This is a genomic window from Pseudomonas fakonensis (assembly GCF_019139895.1).
Classification (GTDB): Bacteria; Pseudomonadota; Gammaproteobacteria; order Pseudomonadales; family Pseudomonadaceae; genus Aquipseudomonas; species Aquipseudomonas fakonensis.
Genome location: NZ_CP077076.1, coordinates 5,318,963 through 5,335,289 on the forward strand (window position 1 = coordinate 5,318,963; position 16,327 = coordinate 5,335,289).

At 65.7% G+C, this 16,327-nt stretch carries 17 protein-coding genes; 9 read left to right on the top strand and 8 right to left on the bottom strand.

All coding sequences use genetic code 11. The annotated features are described in order from the left end of the window. Positions 1–36: 36 nt before the first annotated feature. The gene (locus KSS94_RS23460) at positions 37–816 is read left to right on the top strand and encodes a tetratricopeptide repeat protein (RefSeq protein ID WP_217840422.1); all 780 of its coding nucleotides are present in this window, start codon (positions 37–39) and stop codon (positions 814–816) included. A 95-nt stretch (positions 817–911) separates the two neighbouring features. On the opposite strand, the gene pcaG is transcribed toward KSS94_RS23460, so the two are convergent. Both pcaG and pcaH read right to left on the bottom strand, forming a co-directional pair. Further along, positions 912–1,517 (bottom strand): protocatechuate 3,4-dioxygenase subunit alpha, encoded by a 606-nt coding sequence (gene pcaG, locus KSS94_RS23465; protein ID WP_217840423.1) that lies wholly within the window; start codon positions 1,515–1,517, stop codon positions 912–914. An 11-nt stretch (positions 1,518–1,528) separates the two neighbouring features. Next, the gene (gene pcaH / locus KSS94_RS23470; RefSeq protein WP_217840424.1) at positions 1,529–2,248 is read right to left on the bottom strand and encodes a protocatechuate 3,4-dioxygenase subunit beta; all 720 of its coding nucleotides are present in this window, start codon (positions 2,246–2,248) and stop codon (positions 1,529–1,531) included. 200 nt (positions 2,249–2,448) lie between these two features. Here pcaH and ypfJ point away from each other — a divergent pair, with 200 nt between their 5' ends. Both ypfJ and KSS94_RS23480 read left to right on the top strand, forming a co-directional pair. Continuing rightward, complete coding sequence (ypfJ, locus tag KSS94_RS23475; protein ID WP_217840425.1) at positions 2,449–3,336, top strand: KPN_02809 family neutral zinc metallopeptidase; 888 nt, start codon at positions 2,449–2,451, stop codon at positions 3,334–3,336. 255 nt (positions 3,337–3,591) lie between these two features. Beyond that, positions 3,592–5,511 (top strand): methyl-accepting chemotaxis protein, encoded by a 1,920-nt coding sequence (locus KSS94_RS23480; protein WP_217840426.1) that lies wholly within the window; start codon positions 3,592–3,594, stop codon positions 5,509–5,511. 86 nt (positions 5,512–5,597) lie between these two features. Here the strand turns inward: KSS94_RS23480 and ggt are convergent, their stop codons facing one another. The 3 genes from ggt to mdaB form a co-directional block, all read right to left on the bottom strand. Then, the gene (gene ggt / locus KSS94_RS23485) at positions 5,598–7,265 is read right to left on the bottom strand and encodes a gamma-glutamyltransferase (RefSeq protein WP_217840427.1); all 1,668 of its coding nucleotides are present in this window, start codon (positions 7,263–7,265) and stop codon (positions 5,598–5,600) included. Positions 7,266–7,383: 118 nt separating this feature from the next. Then, positions 7,384–8,280, bottom strand: a complete 897-nt coding sequence (locus KSS94_RS23490; protein ID WP_217840428.1) for a LysR family transcriptional regulator — start codon at positions 8,278–8,280, stop codon at positions 7,384–7,386. Between the two features lie 121 nt (positions 8,281–8,401). Then, positions 8,402–8,992 (bottom strand): NADPH:quinone oxidoreductase MdaB, encoded by a 591-nt coding sequence (gene mdaB / locus KSS94_RS23495; RefSeq protein ID WP_217840429.1) that lies wholly within the window; start codon positions 8,990–8,992, stop codon positions 8,402–8,404. Positions 8,993–9,154: 162 nt separating this feature from the next. Here mdaB and KSS94_RS23500 point away from each other — a divergent pair, with 162 nt between their 5' ends. Next, the gene (locus KSS94_RS23500) at positions 9,155–9,469 is read left to right on the top strand and encodes a putative quinol monooxygenase (RefSeq protein WP_217840430.1); all 315 of its coding nucleotides are present in this window, start codon (positions 9,155–9,157) and stop codon (positions 9,467–9,469) included. Here KSS94_RS23500 and KSS94_RS23505 read toward each other — a convergent pair. Further along, positions 9,459–10,223 carry a sulfite exporter TauE/SafE family protein gene (locus KSS94_RS23505; RefSeq protein WP_217840431.1) on the bottom strand — a complete coding sequence of 255 codons (765 nt, stop codon included), beginning with the start codon at positions 10,221–10,223 and terminating at the stop codon, positions 9,459–9,461. The genes KSS94_RS23500 and KSS94_RS23505 overlap by 11 nt on opposite strands. Before the next feature lie 77 nt (positions 10,224–10,300). Here KSS94_RS23505 and KSS94_RS23510 point away from each other — a divergent pair, with 77 nt between their 5' ends. After that, positions 10,301–11,191 carry a LysR substrate-binding domain-containing protein gene (locus tag KSS94_RS23510; protein WP_217840432.1) on the top strand — a complete coding sequence of 297 codons (891 nt, stop codon included), beginning with the start codon at positions 10,301–10,303 and terminating at the stop codon, positions 11,189–11,191. Positions 11,192–11,330: 139 nt separating this feature from the next. Here KSS94_RS23510 and KSS94_RS23515 read toward each other — a convergent pair whose 3' ends face one another. Then, entirely contained in the window at positions 11,331–11,738 is a 408-nt protein-coding gene (locus tag KSS94_RS23515) for a type II toxin-antitoxin system HicB family antitoxin (RefSeq protein ID WP_217840433.1), read from the bottom strand. Between the two features lie 56 nt (positions 11,739–11,794). Further along, positions 11,795–11,977, bottom strand: coding sequence for a type II toxin-antitoxin system HicA family toxin (locus tag KSS94_RS23520; protein WP_217840434.1), 183 nt, complete (start codon positions 11,975–11,977; stop codon positions 11,795–11,797). Between the two features lie 213 nt (positions 11,978–12,190). Between KSS94_RS23520 and KSS94_RS23525 the strand changes: the two genes are divergently transcribed. The 4 genes from KSS94_RS23525 to KSS94_RS23540 are packed head-to-tail and all read left to right on the top strand — an operon-like array spanning position 12,191 to position 16,327. Then, positions 12,191–12,796 carry a CDP-alcohol phosphatidyltransferase family protein gene (locus tag KSS94_RS23525; RefSeq protein ID WP_217840435.1) on the top strand — a complete coding sequence of 202 codons (606 nt, stop codon included), beginning with the start codon at positions 12,191–12,193 and terminating at the stop codon, positions 12,794–12,796. A 29-nt stretch (positions 12,797–12,825) separates the two neighbouring features. Continuing rightward, positions 12,826–14,580 carry a bifunctional alpha/beta hydrolase/class I SAM-dependent methyltransferase gene (locus tag KSS94_RS23530; protein WP_217840436.1) on the top strand — a complete coding sequence of 585 codons (1,755 nt, stop codon included), beginning with the start codon at positions 12,826–12,828 and terminating at the stop codon, positions 14,578–14,580. Continuing rightward, a complete protein-coding gene (locus KSS94_RS23535) occupies positions 14,580–15,911 on the top strand; it encodes a phosphatase PAP2/dual specificity phosphatase family protein (protein WP_217840437.1) in 1,332 nt (443 codons plus the stop codon). Before KSS94_RS23530 ends, KSS94_RS23535 begins: the two co-directional genes overlap by 1 nt. Then, on the top strand, positions 15,908–16,327 hold the full coding sequence (locus tag KSS94_RS23540; protein ID WP_217840438.1) for a hypothetical protein: 420 nt from the start codon (positions 15,908–15,910) through the stop codon (positions 16,325–16,327). The genes KSS94_RS23535 and KSS94_RS23540 overlap by 4 nt, the downstream gene beginning before the upstream one ends.

Sequence of the window (16,327 nt, forward strand, 5' to 3'; positions counted from 1 at the left end):
CCGCCGCCTCTACTGCAAGTGCAAGTTTCGAGACACATGAGCCGACCGTTCAAACGCAAGATCCTGATTTTCCACGTGCTGCTCGGCCTCGCGCTCGGGCACGCACCGTTGGCTGTCGCCACCACGCTTGCCGGCTACCTGCAGGCCGCCAACCAGGGTGACATACACGCCATCTACCAGCTGGCCCGCCAGGGCGAACATGCGACCGGGGCGCTGTCCCCGGCGCAGTGGCAAGCCCGCCTGCAAACCAAGGCCGAACAAGGCGACAGCGAAGCCATGCGCCTGCTCTGGCGCCTGCATGACAAGCTGGGCTGGCTTGAGCAATCCGCCGAGGCGGGCAATGCCATGGCGCGCTGGCAACTGGCCCGGCAGTACCAGGCCGGCCGCTCGCTGTTCTGGCCGGGACAGCGCCAGGAAGCCATCGAGAAATGGCTGAGGCTTGCCGCCATGGCCAACCTGCCCCAGGCACAGGTGGACTATGCCGCGCTGCTGGCAGCCCGTGGTGAGTTCGACCAGGGGCGTGGCTGGTACGTAAAGGCGGCCGAGCAGGGACATGTGCCGGCCGTGGCCGGCTATGCCTACATGCTGGAGACCGGCGGGCCGTACCGGGTGCAGAAGGACCTGGTCAAAGCCTATGCACTGAATGTGCAGTTGCTGGCGCTCGGCAGTGGCTCGGACCTGCGCCGCAATGCCGAATACAGCCTGGAGTCGCTGGGGTATGAGATGACTGCCCTGCAACTGGAACAGGCACGGCAATTGGCGGATAAGTGGCGGCGCACGCACCCGCCGTTGCGGGTGGCTGAAGAAAGGTTGTAACTGGGCGCAGGCTTGGGTTGCCTGCACTGGCCCTATCGCCGGCAAGCCGGCTCCTACAGGGGATCGCGCGGCTTGCCAGCGATGTGGTTATCCCATCAGAAATCGAAGAACACCGTTTCGCCTTCGCCCTGAATGCGGATATCGAAGCGGTAGGCGGTTTGCCCGTTCACCTCGCAACGCTTGGCAATCAGCGTTTCGCGCCGCTGCGGCTGCTCGATCAGGTTGAGCACCGGGCACTTGGCGTTGGCTTCGGCCTCGTCCTCGAAGTACAGCCGGGTGTGCAGGTGAATGTTGATGCCGCGGGCGAACAGGCTGATGTTGATGTGCGGCGCCATGGGCACGCCGGCGGCGTTGTTGACCACGCCTGGCTTGACCGTGTGCAGCGTCCACTCGCCGGCATCGAAGGTAGTGGCGGTACGGCCGAAGCTGTTGAAGGCGTTCTCCTGGTTGTAGTCGCCCTGATACTGGCCGTTGGCATCGGCCTGCCAGACTTCCAGGAACGAATCGCGCACCAGGTGGCCATTGCCGTCGTATACCTGGCCGAGCAGCAGAATGTGCTCGCCGCTGGCATCCGGCTTGGCCAGGCGGTTCCAGATTTCCTGGTGGCGGGTGGGGTTGCCGGCCGCTTCCAGGGCCAGGCCAATGTGCACGTAGGGGCCGGCGGTCTGCGAGGGGGTTTCCGGCAGCAGTTCGATAGGCATGTCGGGTGTCCTCAGCGGTTTTCGAAGTGGGTCTGGCGCTGGCCGCGCAGCACGATGTCGAAGCGGTATGCCAGGCAGTCCATCGGGTTGGCGGCGCTCATGTCCAGCTTGGCGATCAGTTGCTGCACCGCCTCGGGGTTGGCGATCGACTTGACGATCGGGCACATCGGGATCAGCGGGTCACCCTCGAAATACAGCTGGGTGATCAGCTTGGTGGCGATCGACGGGCCGCTGACCGAAAAGTGGATATGCGCCGGGCGCCAGTCGTTGGGGCCGTTGCGCCACGGGTAGGGGCCGGGCTTGATGGTGCGGAAGCTGTAGTAGCCGTCACGGTCGCTGAGGCAGCGGCCGACACCGCCGAAGTTCGGGTCCAGCGGCGCCAGGTAGCGGTCGTTCTTGTGCCGGTAGCGGCCGCCGGCGTTGGCCTGCCACATTTCCACCAAGGTGTTGGGCACAGGCTTGCCGTACTGGTCGAGCACCCGGCCGGCGACGATGATGCGCTCGCCGATGGGCAGGCCGCCGTTGTTGAAGTTCAGCAGCAGGTCGTGGTCGTGCTCGCCGAAACGCAGGTGCGAAAAGTCCGGGCCGGTGGTTTCGCTGATCGACTGCGGGATGCTCACCAGCGCCTGGCGCGGGGAGCGGGCGATGGACGTCTTGTAGTCAGGCGTGAAGGCCTTGGGGTGCCAGTTGCGATCACGGATCACGAAGCGGCTGGTGTCCTGGGCGGGCATGCCGGTTTCCTCTCTTGGAATTATCGAAGCGCCTGGGCGTGGCAGGCGAGCTTGCAGTTTCCGGCAGGTGTGACGGGATGAATATTGAATTCCACCGTCATAGGCATAACCATTTGGTTATGCCGATAGCCGTAGCGCAACACCAGCGCCAGCGCTGAACTAATCTTTTGACTTCATGTTGCAAAACCGGAGAGCACTTCATGGAATGGCGAAAAGGCCGACGCAGCGACAACGTGGTCGATGCCCGCGGCGAAGGTGGCGGTGGCGGCGGCATGCGTTTCGGCGGCGGCAAGGGCCTGGGGCTCGGCGCCATCCTGCTGATCGTCGGCATCGGCTGGCTCACCGGGCAGGACCCGCTGCAGATCCTCGGCCAGCTGGCCGGGCAGATGGAACAGCAACAGAGCGTGCCGGCCGGTGCCGGCGGCAAGGCGCCACCGGCCAATGATGAGCAGGCCGAGTTCGTCGCCTCGATCCTGGGCGACACCGAAGACACCTGGAAGGCCCTGTTCGCACAGGCCGGCAAGCAATACCGCGACCCCAAGCTTGTGCTGTTCAGCGGCCAGGTGAATTCGGCCTGCGGCTTTGCGTCATCGGCCGTGGGGCCGTTCTACTGCCCGGCCGACCAGCGGGTGTACCTGGACATGGCGTTCTTCCGCGAGATGGAAACCCGCTTCAAGGCCGCCGGCGACTTTGCCCAGGCCTACGTGATCGCCCACGAGATCGGCCACCATGTTCAAACATTGCTGGGGGTGTCGGCCAAGGTTGACGCCGCGCGGCGCAGCGGCCAGCGCATGGAGGGCGACAATGGCCTGCTGGTACGCCAGGAACTGCAGGCCGACTGCCTGGCCGGGGTCTGGGCCTACCAGGCGCAAAAACGCCTGAACTGGCTGGAGCCGGGGGATGTCGAGGAAGCGCTGAACGCCGCCAACGCCATTGGCGACGACCGCCTGCAGCAACAGGGCCAGGGCCGCGTGGTGCCCGACTCGTTCACCCATGGCACCTCGCAGCAGCGCGTGCGCTGGTTCAAGGCAGGCTTTGGCAGTGGTGATTTGAGGCAGTGCGATACCTTTTCGGCGCGTAGCCTGTAACACGCCCCCTTGCCGACGATTGCGCCAGAACAGGCGGCTTAGAGCGCCTGAAGGCCAATCGCCGGCAAGCCGGCTACTACAGCCTGCTCGCTGAGCAAAAACCCGCGTTTTCAAGAGGTTACAAATCTGCTGAAAAAGCGTTTCAGCTTCCCCTTGGCTTGCCGATAACCCCTGCACGAATCAGCAGGGCCCTGCACAACAACAACGCCCGCGATTTGAGATCAAGTGAGCGAAATCAAATTCGGGAGAGCGTGCATGAACAGCTGGTTCGCCAATATCAGCGTAAACCTCAAACTCGGCCTGGGCTTCGGCCTGGTGCTGGTACTGACCGGCCTGCTGGCCCTGACCGGCTGGAACAGCCTGGGCAGCCTTATCGACCGCAGTAACTGGATGGGCGACATCGGTCAGCTCAACAAATACCTGACCGAGCTGCGTGTAGCCCGCCTGCAGTACATGATCGCCAACGGCGACGATGCCTCGGCGGCCAATACCCAGACCAAGCTGGATGCCTTCAGCAAGCAGCAGGAATACCTGGTCAGCACCTTCAAGAGCCCCGAGAACGTCAAGCTGCTGCGTGAGCTGGGCCAGACCGTCAGCGAGTACAAGGTGTCGCTGAACAAGATGCGCGCCGGCTACAAGACCTCCACCGCTGCCCGCGAGGCGATGAACGTTTCGGCGGCCAAGGCCGACGAGGCCATGGATACCCTGAGCCAGGACGTGATGGCCCGCAGCGAAGCCGACAGCGTGCGCCTGGCGCAGTACCAGCTGATCAGCAAGGCGCGCCAGCAACTGCTGCAGGTGCGTATCGACGTGCGCGGCTACATTGCCGACAACACCGCCACCAACGAGCAGGCCGCGCTGCGCCAGCTCGACGGTGCGCTGGCGGAAGTGGACACCCTCAAGCGCGAACTGCCCAACGAGGCGGCCCGCGTGCAGCAGTTCGAGCAGTCGGTGCAGGCCTACCGCGACGCGGTGCGCCAGTTCCGTGATGCGGTGGCCGCCATCGCCACTGCCCGCGCCGAAATGACCGTGCAGGGCGGCGATATCGTCAAGACCAGCGATGCGCTGTACGCCATCCAGCTGGAGCGCCGCGACATCGAAAGCGCCCAGGCCCGCAACATGCAGATCTTCGCCACCCTGCTGGCGCTGCTGGTGGGCGTGCTGGCTGCCGTGCTGATCACCCGCCAGATCACCCGCCCGCTGCGCGAAACCCTGGACGCGGTGGAGAAGATCGCCGGTGGCGACCTGACCCAGAACCTGCGCGTCACCCGCCGCGACGAGCTGGGCGTGCTGCAACAGGGCATCGGCCGCATGGGCACCACCCTGCGCGAGCTGATCACCGGTATCCGCGATGGCGTCACCCAGATCGCCAGCGCCGCCGAAGAGCTGTCGGCGGTGACCGAGCAGACCAGTGCCGGCGCCAACAGCCAGAAGGTCGAGACCGACCAGGTGGCCACCGCCATGCATGAAATGGCCGCCACCGTGCAGGAAGTGGCGCGCAACGCCGAGCAGGCCGCCATGGCCGCCACCAACGCCGACGGCGAAGCGCGCAACGGTGACAAGGTGGTGGGCGAGGCGATCAGCCAGATCGAACGCCTGGCCACCGAGGTCAACCGCTCCACCGAAGCAATGAACCTGCTGCAGCAGGAAAGCCAGAAGATCGGCAGCGTGATGGACGTGATCAAGTCGGTGGCCGAGCAGACCAACCTGCTGGCGTTGAACGCCGCCATCGAAGCCGCCCGCGCCGGTGAAGCCGGGCGTGGTTTTGCCGTGGTAGCCGACGAGGTGCGCGGCCTGGCCCAGCGCACCCAGCAGTCCACCGAAGAAATCGAAGGCCTGATCGCCAGCCTGCAACAGGGCACCCAGCAGGTGGCCGACGTGATGAGCGGCAGCCGCAGCCTGACCGACAGCAGTGTGGAGCTGGCGCGCAAGGCCGGTGGGTCGCTGGAGAACATCACCCGCACGGTGTCGAACATCCAGTCGATGAACCAGCAGATCGCCGCTGCGGCCGAGCAGCAGAGCGCCGTGGCCGAAGAGATCAGCCGCAGCATCCTCAATGTGCGTGATGTGTCGGAGCAAACCGCCTCGGCCAGCGACGAGACCGCCGCCTCCAGCGTCGAGCTGGCGCGCCTGGGCGGGCACCTGCAGACGCTGGTCAGCCAGTTCCGCGTCTGACCCCTGCAAAATGCATCGCCGGCAAGCCGGCTCCTACAGAGATCCCTGTAGGAGCCGGCTTGCCGGCGATGGCGTCAGGTCAGGCGTTACTTGACCACCATCCCTACCCCGCGGCCCCGCGGGTCTGACGCGGTCTCAAGCTTCTGCCCGGTGACCCGGATCGCCTGGATGTCGCCCATCTCCCAGCCCTGGTCCTCCAGCACATAACCCATCTTCTTCAGCTCGTCCGCCACTTTGCCGGTGAGCGGCGCATAGCTGTCGAAGTAGATAGTGTCCTTGGGCAGCAACTGGTGATGCACGCGCTGCGCCGCCACAGCCTTTTCCAGCGGCATGCCGAAGTCATACAGGTTGTTCATCACCTGGAAGATCGAAGTGAAGATGCGCGAGCCGCCCGGCGTACCCACCACCAGCACCACCTGGCCGTCACGGGTGACCAGGCTCGGGCTCATCGACGAGAGCATGCGCTTGCCCGGCTCGATGGCGTTGGCATCACCACCCACCACGCCGAACACGTTGGCCGCACCGGGCTTGGCACTGAAGTCGTCCATTTCGTCGTTGAGCAAGAAGCCCGCGCCCTTCACCACCACGCCGCTGCCGTAGTCGAGGTTGAGGGTGTAGGTGTTGCTCACCGCGTTGCCTTGCTTGTCGACGATGGAGAAGTGCGTGGTCTGGTGCGGTTCCAGGCCCGGCTTGACCTTGTCGGTGTCGGAGATGGCATCGGGGTTGACTTGCGCTGCGCGCTTGGCCAGGTAGTCCTTGGCCATCAGCTGGTCGACCGGCACCTTGGTGAAACCGGGGTCGCCCAGGTAGTCGGCACGGTCGGCGAACACGCGCTTTTCAATTTCGGCCAGCAGGTGGATGTACTTGGCCGAGTTGTGCTCGACGCCCTTGAAGTCCGCCGCGCGGTCCTCCTTGATACCCAGCAGCTGGGCCAGCGCCACGCCGCCAGAACTTGGCGGCGGTGCGGTGTAGACCACGTTGCCGCGCCAGTTGATGGCGATCGGGTCACGCCATACGGCCTTGTAGCCGGCCAGGTCTTCCTTGGTGATCAGGCCCTTGTCGGCCTGCATCTGCGCCACCAGCAGGTCGGCGGTCTTGCCCTGGTAGAACTCGCTCACGCCCTTGTCGGCAATGCGCTCCAGGGTTTGCGCCAGCTCCGGCTGCTTGAACAGCTCGCCGACCTTCATGTGGCCGAAGTAGTCATTGAAGTTGGTGGCGGTCTTGAACAGGCCTTGGGCGTCGTCGCGGTACTGGTACTGCTTCTGGGCAATCTTGAAGCCGTTTTTCGCATAGCCGATGGCCGGGGTGAGCAGCTCGCTCCACTTGAGCTTGCCGAACTTCTGGTGCGCCTCCCACAGGCCCATCACCGTGCCCGGCACACCGGCGGCGCGGGCGCCGACCAGGCTCAGGTTCTCGATGACCTCGCCCTTGTCGTCCAGGTACATGTTGCGGGTGGCGGCCTTGGGCGCCACTTCGCGGTAGTCGATGAAGTACGGCTTGCCGCCGACGTACAGGGTCATGAAGCCACCGCCGCCGATATTGCCGGCTTCGGGGTAGGTGACGGCCAGGGTAAAGGCGGTGGCGACGGCGGCGTCCACCGCGTTGCCGCCCTTCTTGAGAATATCGGCGGCCACCTGTGCGCCATATTGATCGGGCGCGGCCACCGCGCCGCCTTCAAGGGTGACCGCAAAGGCCGAAGAACAGCTCAGGATCGCGGCCCCCAGGGCCAAAGGCTGGAACATGACAAGACGCATGGGCACTTCCTTGGTGTTGTTTTTGTTGATCACTCATTAAGGCGCAAGCCTGGGCAAGCAGCAACCAACACCCGGAAATAGCGCCGCCGATGGGCAGACGCTGTCGCGTTCAGGCAACTCAGCAGGCGTACATGGCCAGCTTTTTCTGGATGAAATCGAGGAAGCACTGGATGCGCAGGGCCAGCTGGGTGTTGCGGTAGTAGACCGCGTGGATCGGCTGGCGGTAGCCGTTGTTGTGCTCGGGCAGCAGCACCTGCAGGCGGCCTGCGCGGATGTCTTCATGGGTCATGAAGTGCGACAGGCTGACGATGCCCTCGCCGGCCAGGGCCAGCTGGCGCAGGGTTTCGCCGCTGGAGGCGGTCAGTTGTGGGCGGATCGCCCAGCGGTCGCCCTGGGCATGGCGCAGTGGCCACTGGTTGAGCGAGTCGAGGGCGCTGAAGCCGAGCAGGCAATGCTCGCTCAATGCTTCGACGCTTTGCGGCGTGCCGTGGCGGGCCAGGTAGTCGGGGCTGGCCAGCACCTGCACCGGGCTGCAACCCAGCGAGCGGGCGTGCAGGCTGGAGTCGGCCAGCTCGCCAATGCGAATGGCCACATCGGTGCTCTGCTCCAGCAGGTCGATGATCAGGTCGTCGGTGTTCAGTTCAAGCTCGATGCCGGGGTACTGCAGGCGGAACTCGCCGATCCACGGCAGGATGGCGTGCAGCATGAACGGCGCGGCGGCGTTGATGCGCAGGCGCCCAGACGGGGTCTGGCGGTGCAGCGACAGGCGCTCTTCGAGGTCGTCCATCTGCTCGAGGATCAGCCGTGCCCGTTCGAGGAAGAAGCGCCCCTCTTCGGTCAGGTCCATGCGCCGGGTGGTGCGGTTGACCAGCGTGGTGCCGAGCTTGCCCTCCAGGCGCGACAGGGTGCGGCTGACCGCTGACGGGGTCTGGCCGATCTGTTCGGCGGCGGCCGAGATCGAACCGCAGTCGATGACGGCGACGAATACCTGGAGTTCTTCGGATCGGGTTTTCACGCGGGGCTGGCCTTGGTGGGGGAACGCGTTGATAGATAGCGTCTGGACAAGAAGCGCGCAAGCCTGCGCAACCATCGCGGGGCAAGCCCGCTCCCACGCTCACCCCACGATCAGGCTTGCATCATTGCGCCTTGCCGAACACCCGCTCCAGGTGCTGCTCATACGCCGCCAGCGCCGCCGGCACGTCCGGGCGCTTCATCACGTCCACCGCCAGGAAGGTCGGCAGGCCGGTCATGCCGAGGAACTGGTTGGCCTTGTGGAACGGGAAGTACACCGCATCCACGCCCTTGCCCTCGAAGAAGTCGCTGGGGTCGTCGAAGGCCTGCTGCGGGGCGTTCCAGGTCAGCGACAGCATGTACTGCTTGCCCTGCACCAGACCGCCGCTGCCGTACTTCTGCGAGGCGTCCGAGCGGGTGCGGCCGTCGCTGGCGTACAGGCTGCCGTGGCCGGCGGTGAACACCTCGTCGATGTACTTCTTCACGGTCCAGGGTGCGCCCATCCACCAACCAGGCATCTGGTAGACGATCACGTCGGCCCAGAGGAACTTGGCCACTTCTGCCTGCACGTCGTAGCCGCCGTCGATGAAGGTTTGCTGCACATCGAAACCGGCACGGTCGAGGTGGGCCAGGGCCGCGTCGTGCAGGGTCTGGTTGAGGCGGCCATCGGAATGGGCGAACTGTTTGCCGCCGTTGAGCAGGAGGATCTTTTTCATGGGGGTCGGGCTCGTGAGTGGAATTGCCGGCAGATTAGGCACTCACGGGCACGGGAAACAGCCACCCCGGGGCAAAATACATTTGCCCCGGTTTCACGAATCAACCTGGCATTGTTGCTTTAGACTTGGCCACGACACTCACTCCGCAAAGGCCGTACCCCCATGAGCCAGCAACAAGCCTTCATCCTCAAAGCCAAGACCCGCCCGGAAATGGCCGACGCCTTCGAACAGCTGCTGCGCCCGTACGTCGAGCCGAGCCGCCAGGAGCCGGGCTGCATCGAATACCACATGCTGCGCGACCAGCAGGACCCGAGCCTGTTCGTGTTCTTCGAGGTGTGGGCCGACCAGGCTGCGCTGGATTTGCATTCGGCCCTGCCGCACATGCAGGCGTTCTTCGAAAAGCGCATGGATTACCTGGAGCGCGATTTCGACATCCAGAAGGTCGACATGCTCAGCGCCTCCAGCGCTAACCGTTGACCAGCAGGTGAGCCCCCAGCAGCGCCAGGCCGATGAAGAAGCAGCGCTTGAACAGCACGGCGCTGATGCGGCCGCGCAGCCACTGGCCGGCGAACATGCCCAGCAGCGCCGGGGCCAGCACCAGCAGTGAGGCCCCCAGCGCCTGGCCGCCGAGGGCGTCCTGGCCGGCCAGGCCGATGGCCAGGGCCAGGGTCGAGACGGTGAACGACAGGCCCAAAGCCTGGACCAGTTCGTCACGGCTCAGCCCCAGCCCTTGCAGGTAAGGCACCGCCGGCATCACGAACACGCCGGTGGCCGCCGTGACCCCCCCCGTCACCAGCCCGCACACCGGGCCCAGCCACTTTTCCCGCCCGGGAGCCACCCGCAGGCCCGGCCCTGCCAGGCCGTACAACGCGTACACCAGCAGCGCACCACCCAAGGCGTGGGCCGCCCACGGGCCGCTGTCGATACCCAGCCAGACGCTGCCAAGCAAGGTGCCGACGAAGATCATCAACAACATCGGGCCAAGACGACGCAGCAACGCAAGCAAGTGCCCGCCGGCTGCCAGCTGCCACAGGTTGGTTAGGGTCGACGGCACGATCAGCAGCGCCGCAGCCTGCGCCGGCGGCATAGCCAGGCCGAGCAGGCCCATGGCGATGGTCGGCAGCCCAAGGCCGATCACACCCTTGACCGCGCCGGCCAGCACGAAGGTGAAGATCACCAGCACTGTCAGTGCCGGGCCAATGTTCTGGTAAAACGCGATGAAGGTATTCATGGCGCCATGCTGCGCCAGCGCAAGGCGGCTGAAAATCTGCCATATACTCAGCCAGACTCTTGCTTGGACAGAGGCTGATGCATTTCGACCTGACCGACCTTGTGCTGTTCCAGCACACCCTGGCGTGCGGCAACATCACTGCCGGCGCCCGGCGCAGCCACCTGTCGCTGCCTGCAGCCAGCGCGCGCATCCGCGCCATGGAGGCATCGCTGGGCATCCCCCTGCTCGAACGCAACCGCCGCGGCGTGCAACCCACGCCCGCTGGGCAGGCACTGCTGCAGCATTCGCAACTGATCATCCGGCAAGTGGAGCGCTTGCAATACGACCTGGCGCAGTACGCCCAGGGCCAGCAGGGCCAGGTGCGCCTGCTGTGCAACACCGCGGCGCTGACCGAATACCTGCCGGAACTGCTGGCCCGCTATCTGGCGGCGCACCCTGGGGTGAGCGTGGATGTGCAGGAGCAACCCAGCCTGCGTATCGTCCAGGCCATCACCCAGGGCATGGCGGATTTGGGCGTGGTGTCCACCGCCTCCCCGCTCGGACACCTGCAGACCCGGCCGTTTCGCGACGACCCGCTGGTGCTGGTGATGCCGCCCGGGCACCCGCTGGCCGAAGTGGTCGAGCCGGGCTTTACTGACAGCCTTGCCCATGGCCATGTCGGCCTGGGGCCCAACAGCGCGCTGGCGCTGCACCTGGAAGAACAGGCACTGCGGCTGGGGCAACGGATGCAGGTGCGGGTCAGGGCCGAAGGATTCGACGGGGTGATCCGCATGGTGGCAGGGGGGGCCGGGGTTGCGGTGGTGCCGTTGGCGTCGGTGCGGCGCTGGGAAGGGGTGCTGGCGTTGCACTGGGTGGCACTGCCGGAAGAATGGGCGAACCGCCAATTGCTGGTGTGCGCCCGGGACTTTTCGGCGCTGCCGGGGTATGCAGCGGGGTTGGTGGAAACCCTGGTTGACAGGCCCCGGTAAAAACAACCAAGGCCAGTGGGAGCAACTGTCTTGTGCTGCCTGAACCGGCCTCATCGCCGGCAAGCCGGCTCCTACAGGTACGGCACTGGCTGAAGCTCATGCAAGCCCGCTCCCACACCTCATGGCAACCCGGCGTCGCTCAATGAGCCACGGCCAGCTCGCGCAACGCAGCCGATGCCAGAAAGCCCGAACGCGAGGCGTAGCGATGGTCACGCTTGACCTTCTCGTCGATGCGCTGCAACAGGTTCTCCGGCAACGTGGCATTGAACCGCACCGCCTTGCCCAGGTAGGGCGTCACATCAAAATCCACCACCGCCCACACACCACCGGCGTAATCAGGGTTGAGCACATGCACGTCCACTTCCTCGGCCTGGGGCAGCGGCTCACCGTCGGCCACCAAACCCTCGAAGTGCAGGGCCAGGGCTTCCTGCACATTCTCCAGCGCCTGGGAGACGGTGGCTCCGGCAGAGAAGCAGCCAGGCACGTCGGGGACGGTCACGCCGTAGTCAGAGCCCGCATCCTTGTGCAGTACAACTGGAAATTTCATGGTCTGTCTCCATTGATATTCTGGAGCGCATGGCGCCCCGGGTAACACGAGCGGCCTCATTTCAGGCCTGCTTGTTTCAGGATGCTGTGCACCGTACCCCGGGGCAGGTCGCACTTGGGGTGAGGCACCGTGACCCGACCTTTCTTGAACGGATGCCTGAATTGGTGATGGCTCCCTTTGACATCCACCTCGTACCAGCCATTGGCTTCGATGAGCTGAATCACTTCCCTGCTGCGCATGCACCATTCCTTTGGCAGGTGATGTGTAGGCTACACATCGGGCTTGATAAAGACAAAGCCAAATACACACCATGCACACTTAGGGCGACAAGCGGCCGATTCCACAACCCGCGCAAGCCTCGTCCGGTTCACATGTGGGAGTGATGACACTTGCCCGAAGCCAAGCGGATTCCCCACAATCCGCTCCACGCCGCACCAGACAGGGAGTTCCACGTGCCATCGATCTACCAGCTAAAACCCCGCTTCCAGGCGCTGCTGCGCCCGTCCGTGCAACGCCTGTACGATCGTGGCGTCACGGCTAACCAGGTCACCGTCGCCGCCGCCGTCGTTTCCATCGCTCTGGGCCTGATGCTGGCCTGGCTGCCCCACATCACCTGGCTGTTCATCCTGCTCCCGCTGTGGATGCTGCTGCGCATGGCGCTCAACGCCGTGGACGGCATGCTCGCCCGGGAATTCGGCCAGCAATCGAAGCTGGGGGCCTACCTGAACGAGCTGTGCGACGTGGTCGCCGACGCCGCCCTGTACCTACCTTTCGCACTGCTGGCCGGGGTATCGCCTGCGCTGGTGGTGCTGGTGGTGCTGTTCGCCGTGGTCAGCGAGTACGCAGGTGTCATGGGCCCGCTGGCTGGCGCTTCGCGGCGCTATGACGGGCCGATGGGCAAGAGCGACCGCGCCTTCGCCTTTGGCGTGCTGGGCACCGGGGTGGCCTTCGGTCTGCTGAGCGCCGGGTGGATCAATGGCCTGCTGCTGGTCATCCTGCTGCTCTCGCTCTATACCCTGTACAACCGGGTTCGCCAGGGCCTTGCCGAAACCCGCTGAGCCTCCCCTGCCGAACAAGGATATTCGCCATGCGCCAAGCGCAATCGCTGCATTTTCTGACCCATGACGGGGTCGAGCTGCACTACCGTCACTGGCCTGCCACCCGCAACGAGCACCAGCCGCGCCGGGCGGTGGTGATGTTCCACCGTGGCCATGAGCACGGCGGGCGCATGGCTCACCTGGCCGACGAGTTGGACATGCCGGGCTACGACTTCTTCGCCTGGGACGCCCGTGGCCACGGCCAGTCGCCGGGCGCGCGCGGCGACAGCCCGGGCTTTGCCACCAGCGTGCGCGACGTGCAGACCTTCATTGAGCACCTGCAAAGCCAGCATGGCATCGCCGAGGCCGACATGGTGGTGCTGGCGCAGAGCGTCGGCGCAGTGCTGATCGCCACCTGGGCCCACGACTACGCGCCCAAGGTGCGCTGCCTGGTGCTGGCTTCGCCGGCATTCAAGGTCAAACTGTACGTGCCCTTTGCCCGCCCCGGGCTGAAGCTGCTCAAGGCCCTGCGCGGCAACTTCTTCGTCAACAGCTACGTCAAGCCGCGGCTGCTGACCCACGACCCCGAGCGGGTGATGTCGTACCTGGCCGACCCGCTGATCAGCCGGCCGATCTCGGTGACCATGCTGCTGGGCCTGTACGAAGCCGCCGACCGCGTGGTGGCCGACGCCCAGGCAATTCAGGTGCCGACGCAACTGTTGGTGTCTGGCGCCGACTTTGTGGTCGAGCGCGGCCCGCAGGAGCGCTTTTTCGAGCGCCTGGGCAGCGCCCGCAAAGAAATGCATGTGCTGCCCGGGTTCTTCCACGACACCCTCGGCGAGCGCGACCGCGCCCATGCCCTGCGGCGCATCGAGCGCTTCGTCGGGCACTGCTTCGATGCCCCGGTAGCCGCCCCCTCGCTGCTCGACGCCGACAAGGTCGGCGCCAGCTGCGCCGAGGCCGAGAGCCTGGCCGCGGCGCTGCCGCGCAACTCGCCGCGCGAGCTGTACTGGCGCGCCACCCGCGCCAGCCTGCAACTGGGTAAGGGGTTGTCCGAAGGGGTGAAGCTTGGCTTCGACACCGGCTTCGATTCCGGCTCCACCCTGGACTACGTGTACCGCAACCAGCCCACCGGCAAGGGCCGCCTGGGCGAGCTGATCGACCAGAACTACCTGAACGCCATCGGCTGGCGCGGCATTCGCCAGCGCAAGCTGAACGTCGAGGAACTGCTGCGCGAGGCCATCGCCCGCCTGCGCCAGCAGCAGCGCCCGGTGCGCATCGTCGATATCGCCGCCGGCCACGGCCGCTACATCCTTGAGGCGCTGCAGGGCATGGAGCAGTTGCCTGACTCGATCCTGCTGCGCGATTACAGCGAGCTGAACGTGCAGCAAGGCAGCGCGCTGATCGATGAAAAAGGCCTGGGCGAGGTTGCTCGCTTCGTCCAGGGCGATGCCTTCAACCGGCAAAGCCTGGCCGACCTCGACCCGCGCCCGACCCTCGCTGTGGTGTCCGGGCTGTACGAATTGTTCCCCAGCAACGAGCGGGTGGGCAACTCCCTGGCGGGCCTGGCCGAAGCTGTCGAAGAAGGCGGCTATCTGGTTTACACCGGCCAGCCATGGCATCCGCAACTGGAGATGATCGCCCGCGCCCTGACCAGCCACCGTGGTGGCGAAGCCTGGGTGATGCGCCGGCGCAGCCAGGCCGAGATGGACCAGCTGGTGGCAGCGGCGGGCTTTCGCAAGGTCGCCCAGCGCATCGACGAATGGGGCATCTTCAGCGTCAGCCTGGCCCAGCGGGTGCGTTAATGGCCCGTGAAGCCGGGCTGATCCGCCGGGGCATCCTTTGGCTGTTGCTGCTTGGGCCGTTTTTCTTCCTTAGCTACGGCCTGAGCAACAGCTACACCGCCGGGCGCGACGATGTCGGCAGCCTGGTGTTCGCCTGGGAGCGGCAGATGCCGTTGTGGCCGTGGACGATCATCCCGTACTGGTCCATCGACCTGCTGTATGGTTTGTCGTTCCTGTTGCCGCTCAGCCGCCGGGAAATGGACCGCCACGCCCTGGCGCTGCTGAGCGCACAGCTGCTCAGCGTCTGCTGCTTCTTGCTCTGGCCGCTGCGCTTCACCTTCGAGCGCCCGGAGCTGCACGGGGTGTTCGGCTGGCTGTTCGATGTGCTGATGGGCTTCGACAAGCCCTACAACCAGGCGCCGTCGCTGCATATCGCGCTGTTGGTGATCATCTGGACCATGTTCGCCCGGCATCTACGCCAGCCGCTGTGGCGCTGGGTGGTGCATGGCTGGATGGGCCTGATCGGGGTGTCGGTGCTGACCACCTGGCAGCACCACTTCATTGACCTGCCGACCGGGGCGCTGGCCGGGCTGCTGTGCTTGTGGCTGTGGCCGCACGAGGGGCCTTTGCCCTGGCAGCAGGCGCAGTGGGCGCGTGACCCGCAGCGCTGGCGGCTGGCCTTGCGTTACGGGTTGGGGGCGCTGGTGCTTGCGCTGGCCGGCTTCGGGGCGGGGAATACCGCGCTGTGGCTACTGTGGCCGGCGCTTTCGCTGCTGCTGGTGGCGCTGAACTATGCGCTGTTCGGGGCGGGCGGGTTTCAGAAAGGCGCCGATGGGCAATTGTCGGTTGCGGCGCGCGGGTTGCTGGCGCCCTACCTGCTGGGGGCTTGGGTGAATTCGCGGTTGTGGACCTGGCGGCGGGCGCAGGCCGATGAGGTGTGCGAGGGGGTATATCTGGGGCGGGTGCCGGGCAAAGGCGAGGCGTCGGGGTTTGTAGGGGTTGTGGATTTGAGTGCGGAGTTGGCCTGCAAAATCCCCGGGGCTGCGCAGCGCCCCCCGGCGGCCAGCCAGATTTATGCAAGCCTGCCAACCTTGGACTTGATCACACCCAGCCATGAGCTGTTGCAACAAGCTGCCCAAGCCATAGAACACCTGCGCCAGCCAGGCCCGGTGTTGGTCTGTTGCGCCTTGGGCTACTCACGCAGCGCCAGCGCCGTCGCGGCCTGGCTGCTGACCAGCGGGCGCTGCCAGACCAGCGCCGAGGCCGAGGTGCTGATCCGCAAGGCCCGCCCCGGCGTGGTCCTGCACCCGGCCCATCACCAGGTGCTGCAAGGGCTGGAGGCTCGCCCATGAACCTGTTCGTCACCGCCAGCCTGCTGGCCCGTGGCCGCCAGCTCGAACGCCTGTCGGACGGCATCACCGTGCTGGCCCTGGCTTGCAGCCTGGCGCCTTTGCTGGGCCTGCCGCTGGCGCTGCTGCCACGCCTGCTGTGCGGGTTGCTGTTGCTGCTGGGCCTGGCCCACAAGTACTGGGCCGTGCGCGTGGCCCTGGATGCCGAACTGTTCGCCCACCTGGCCATCAGCACCGACCTGGCTGCCGACACCCAGGCGCTGGACCACGCCCTGCACACACTGCGCCTGAAACCCAAGGCCAGCGACAGCCGCGACTGGCCTGCCCGCAGCCAGGGCGCCATGGCCCTGCTGCGTCGCCAGGCCCTGTGCCTGGCCGCGCAAGCACTGCTGATACTCACCCTCCCCTTCACCGGATAA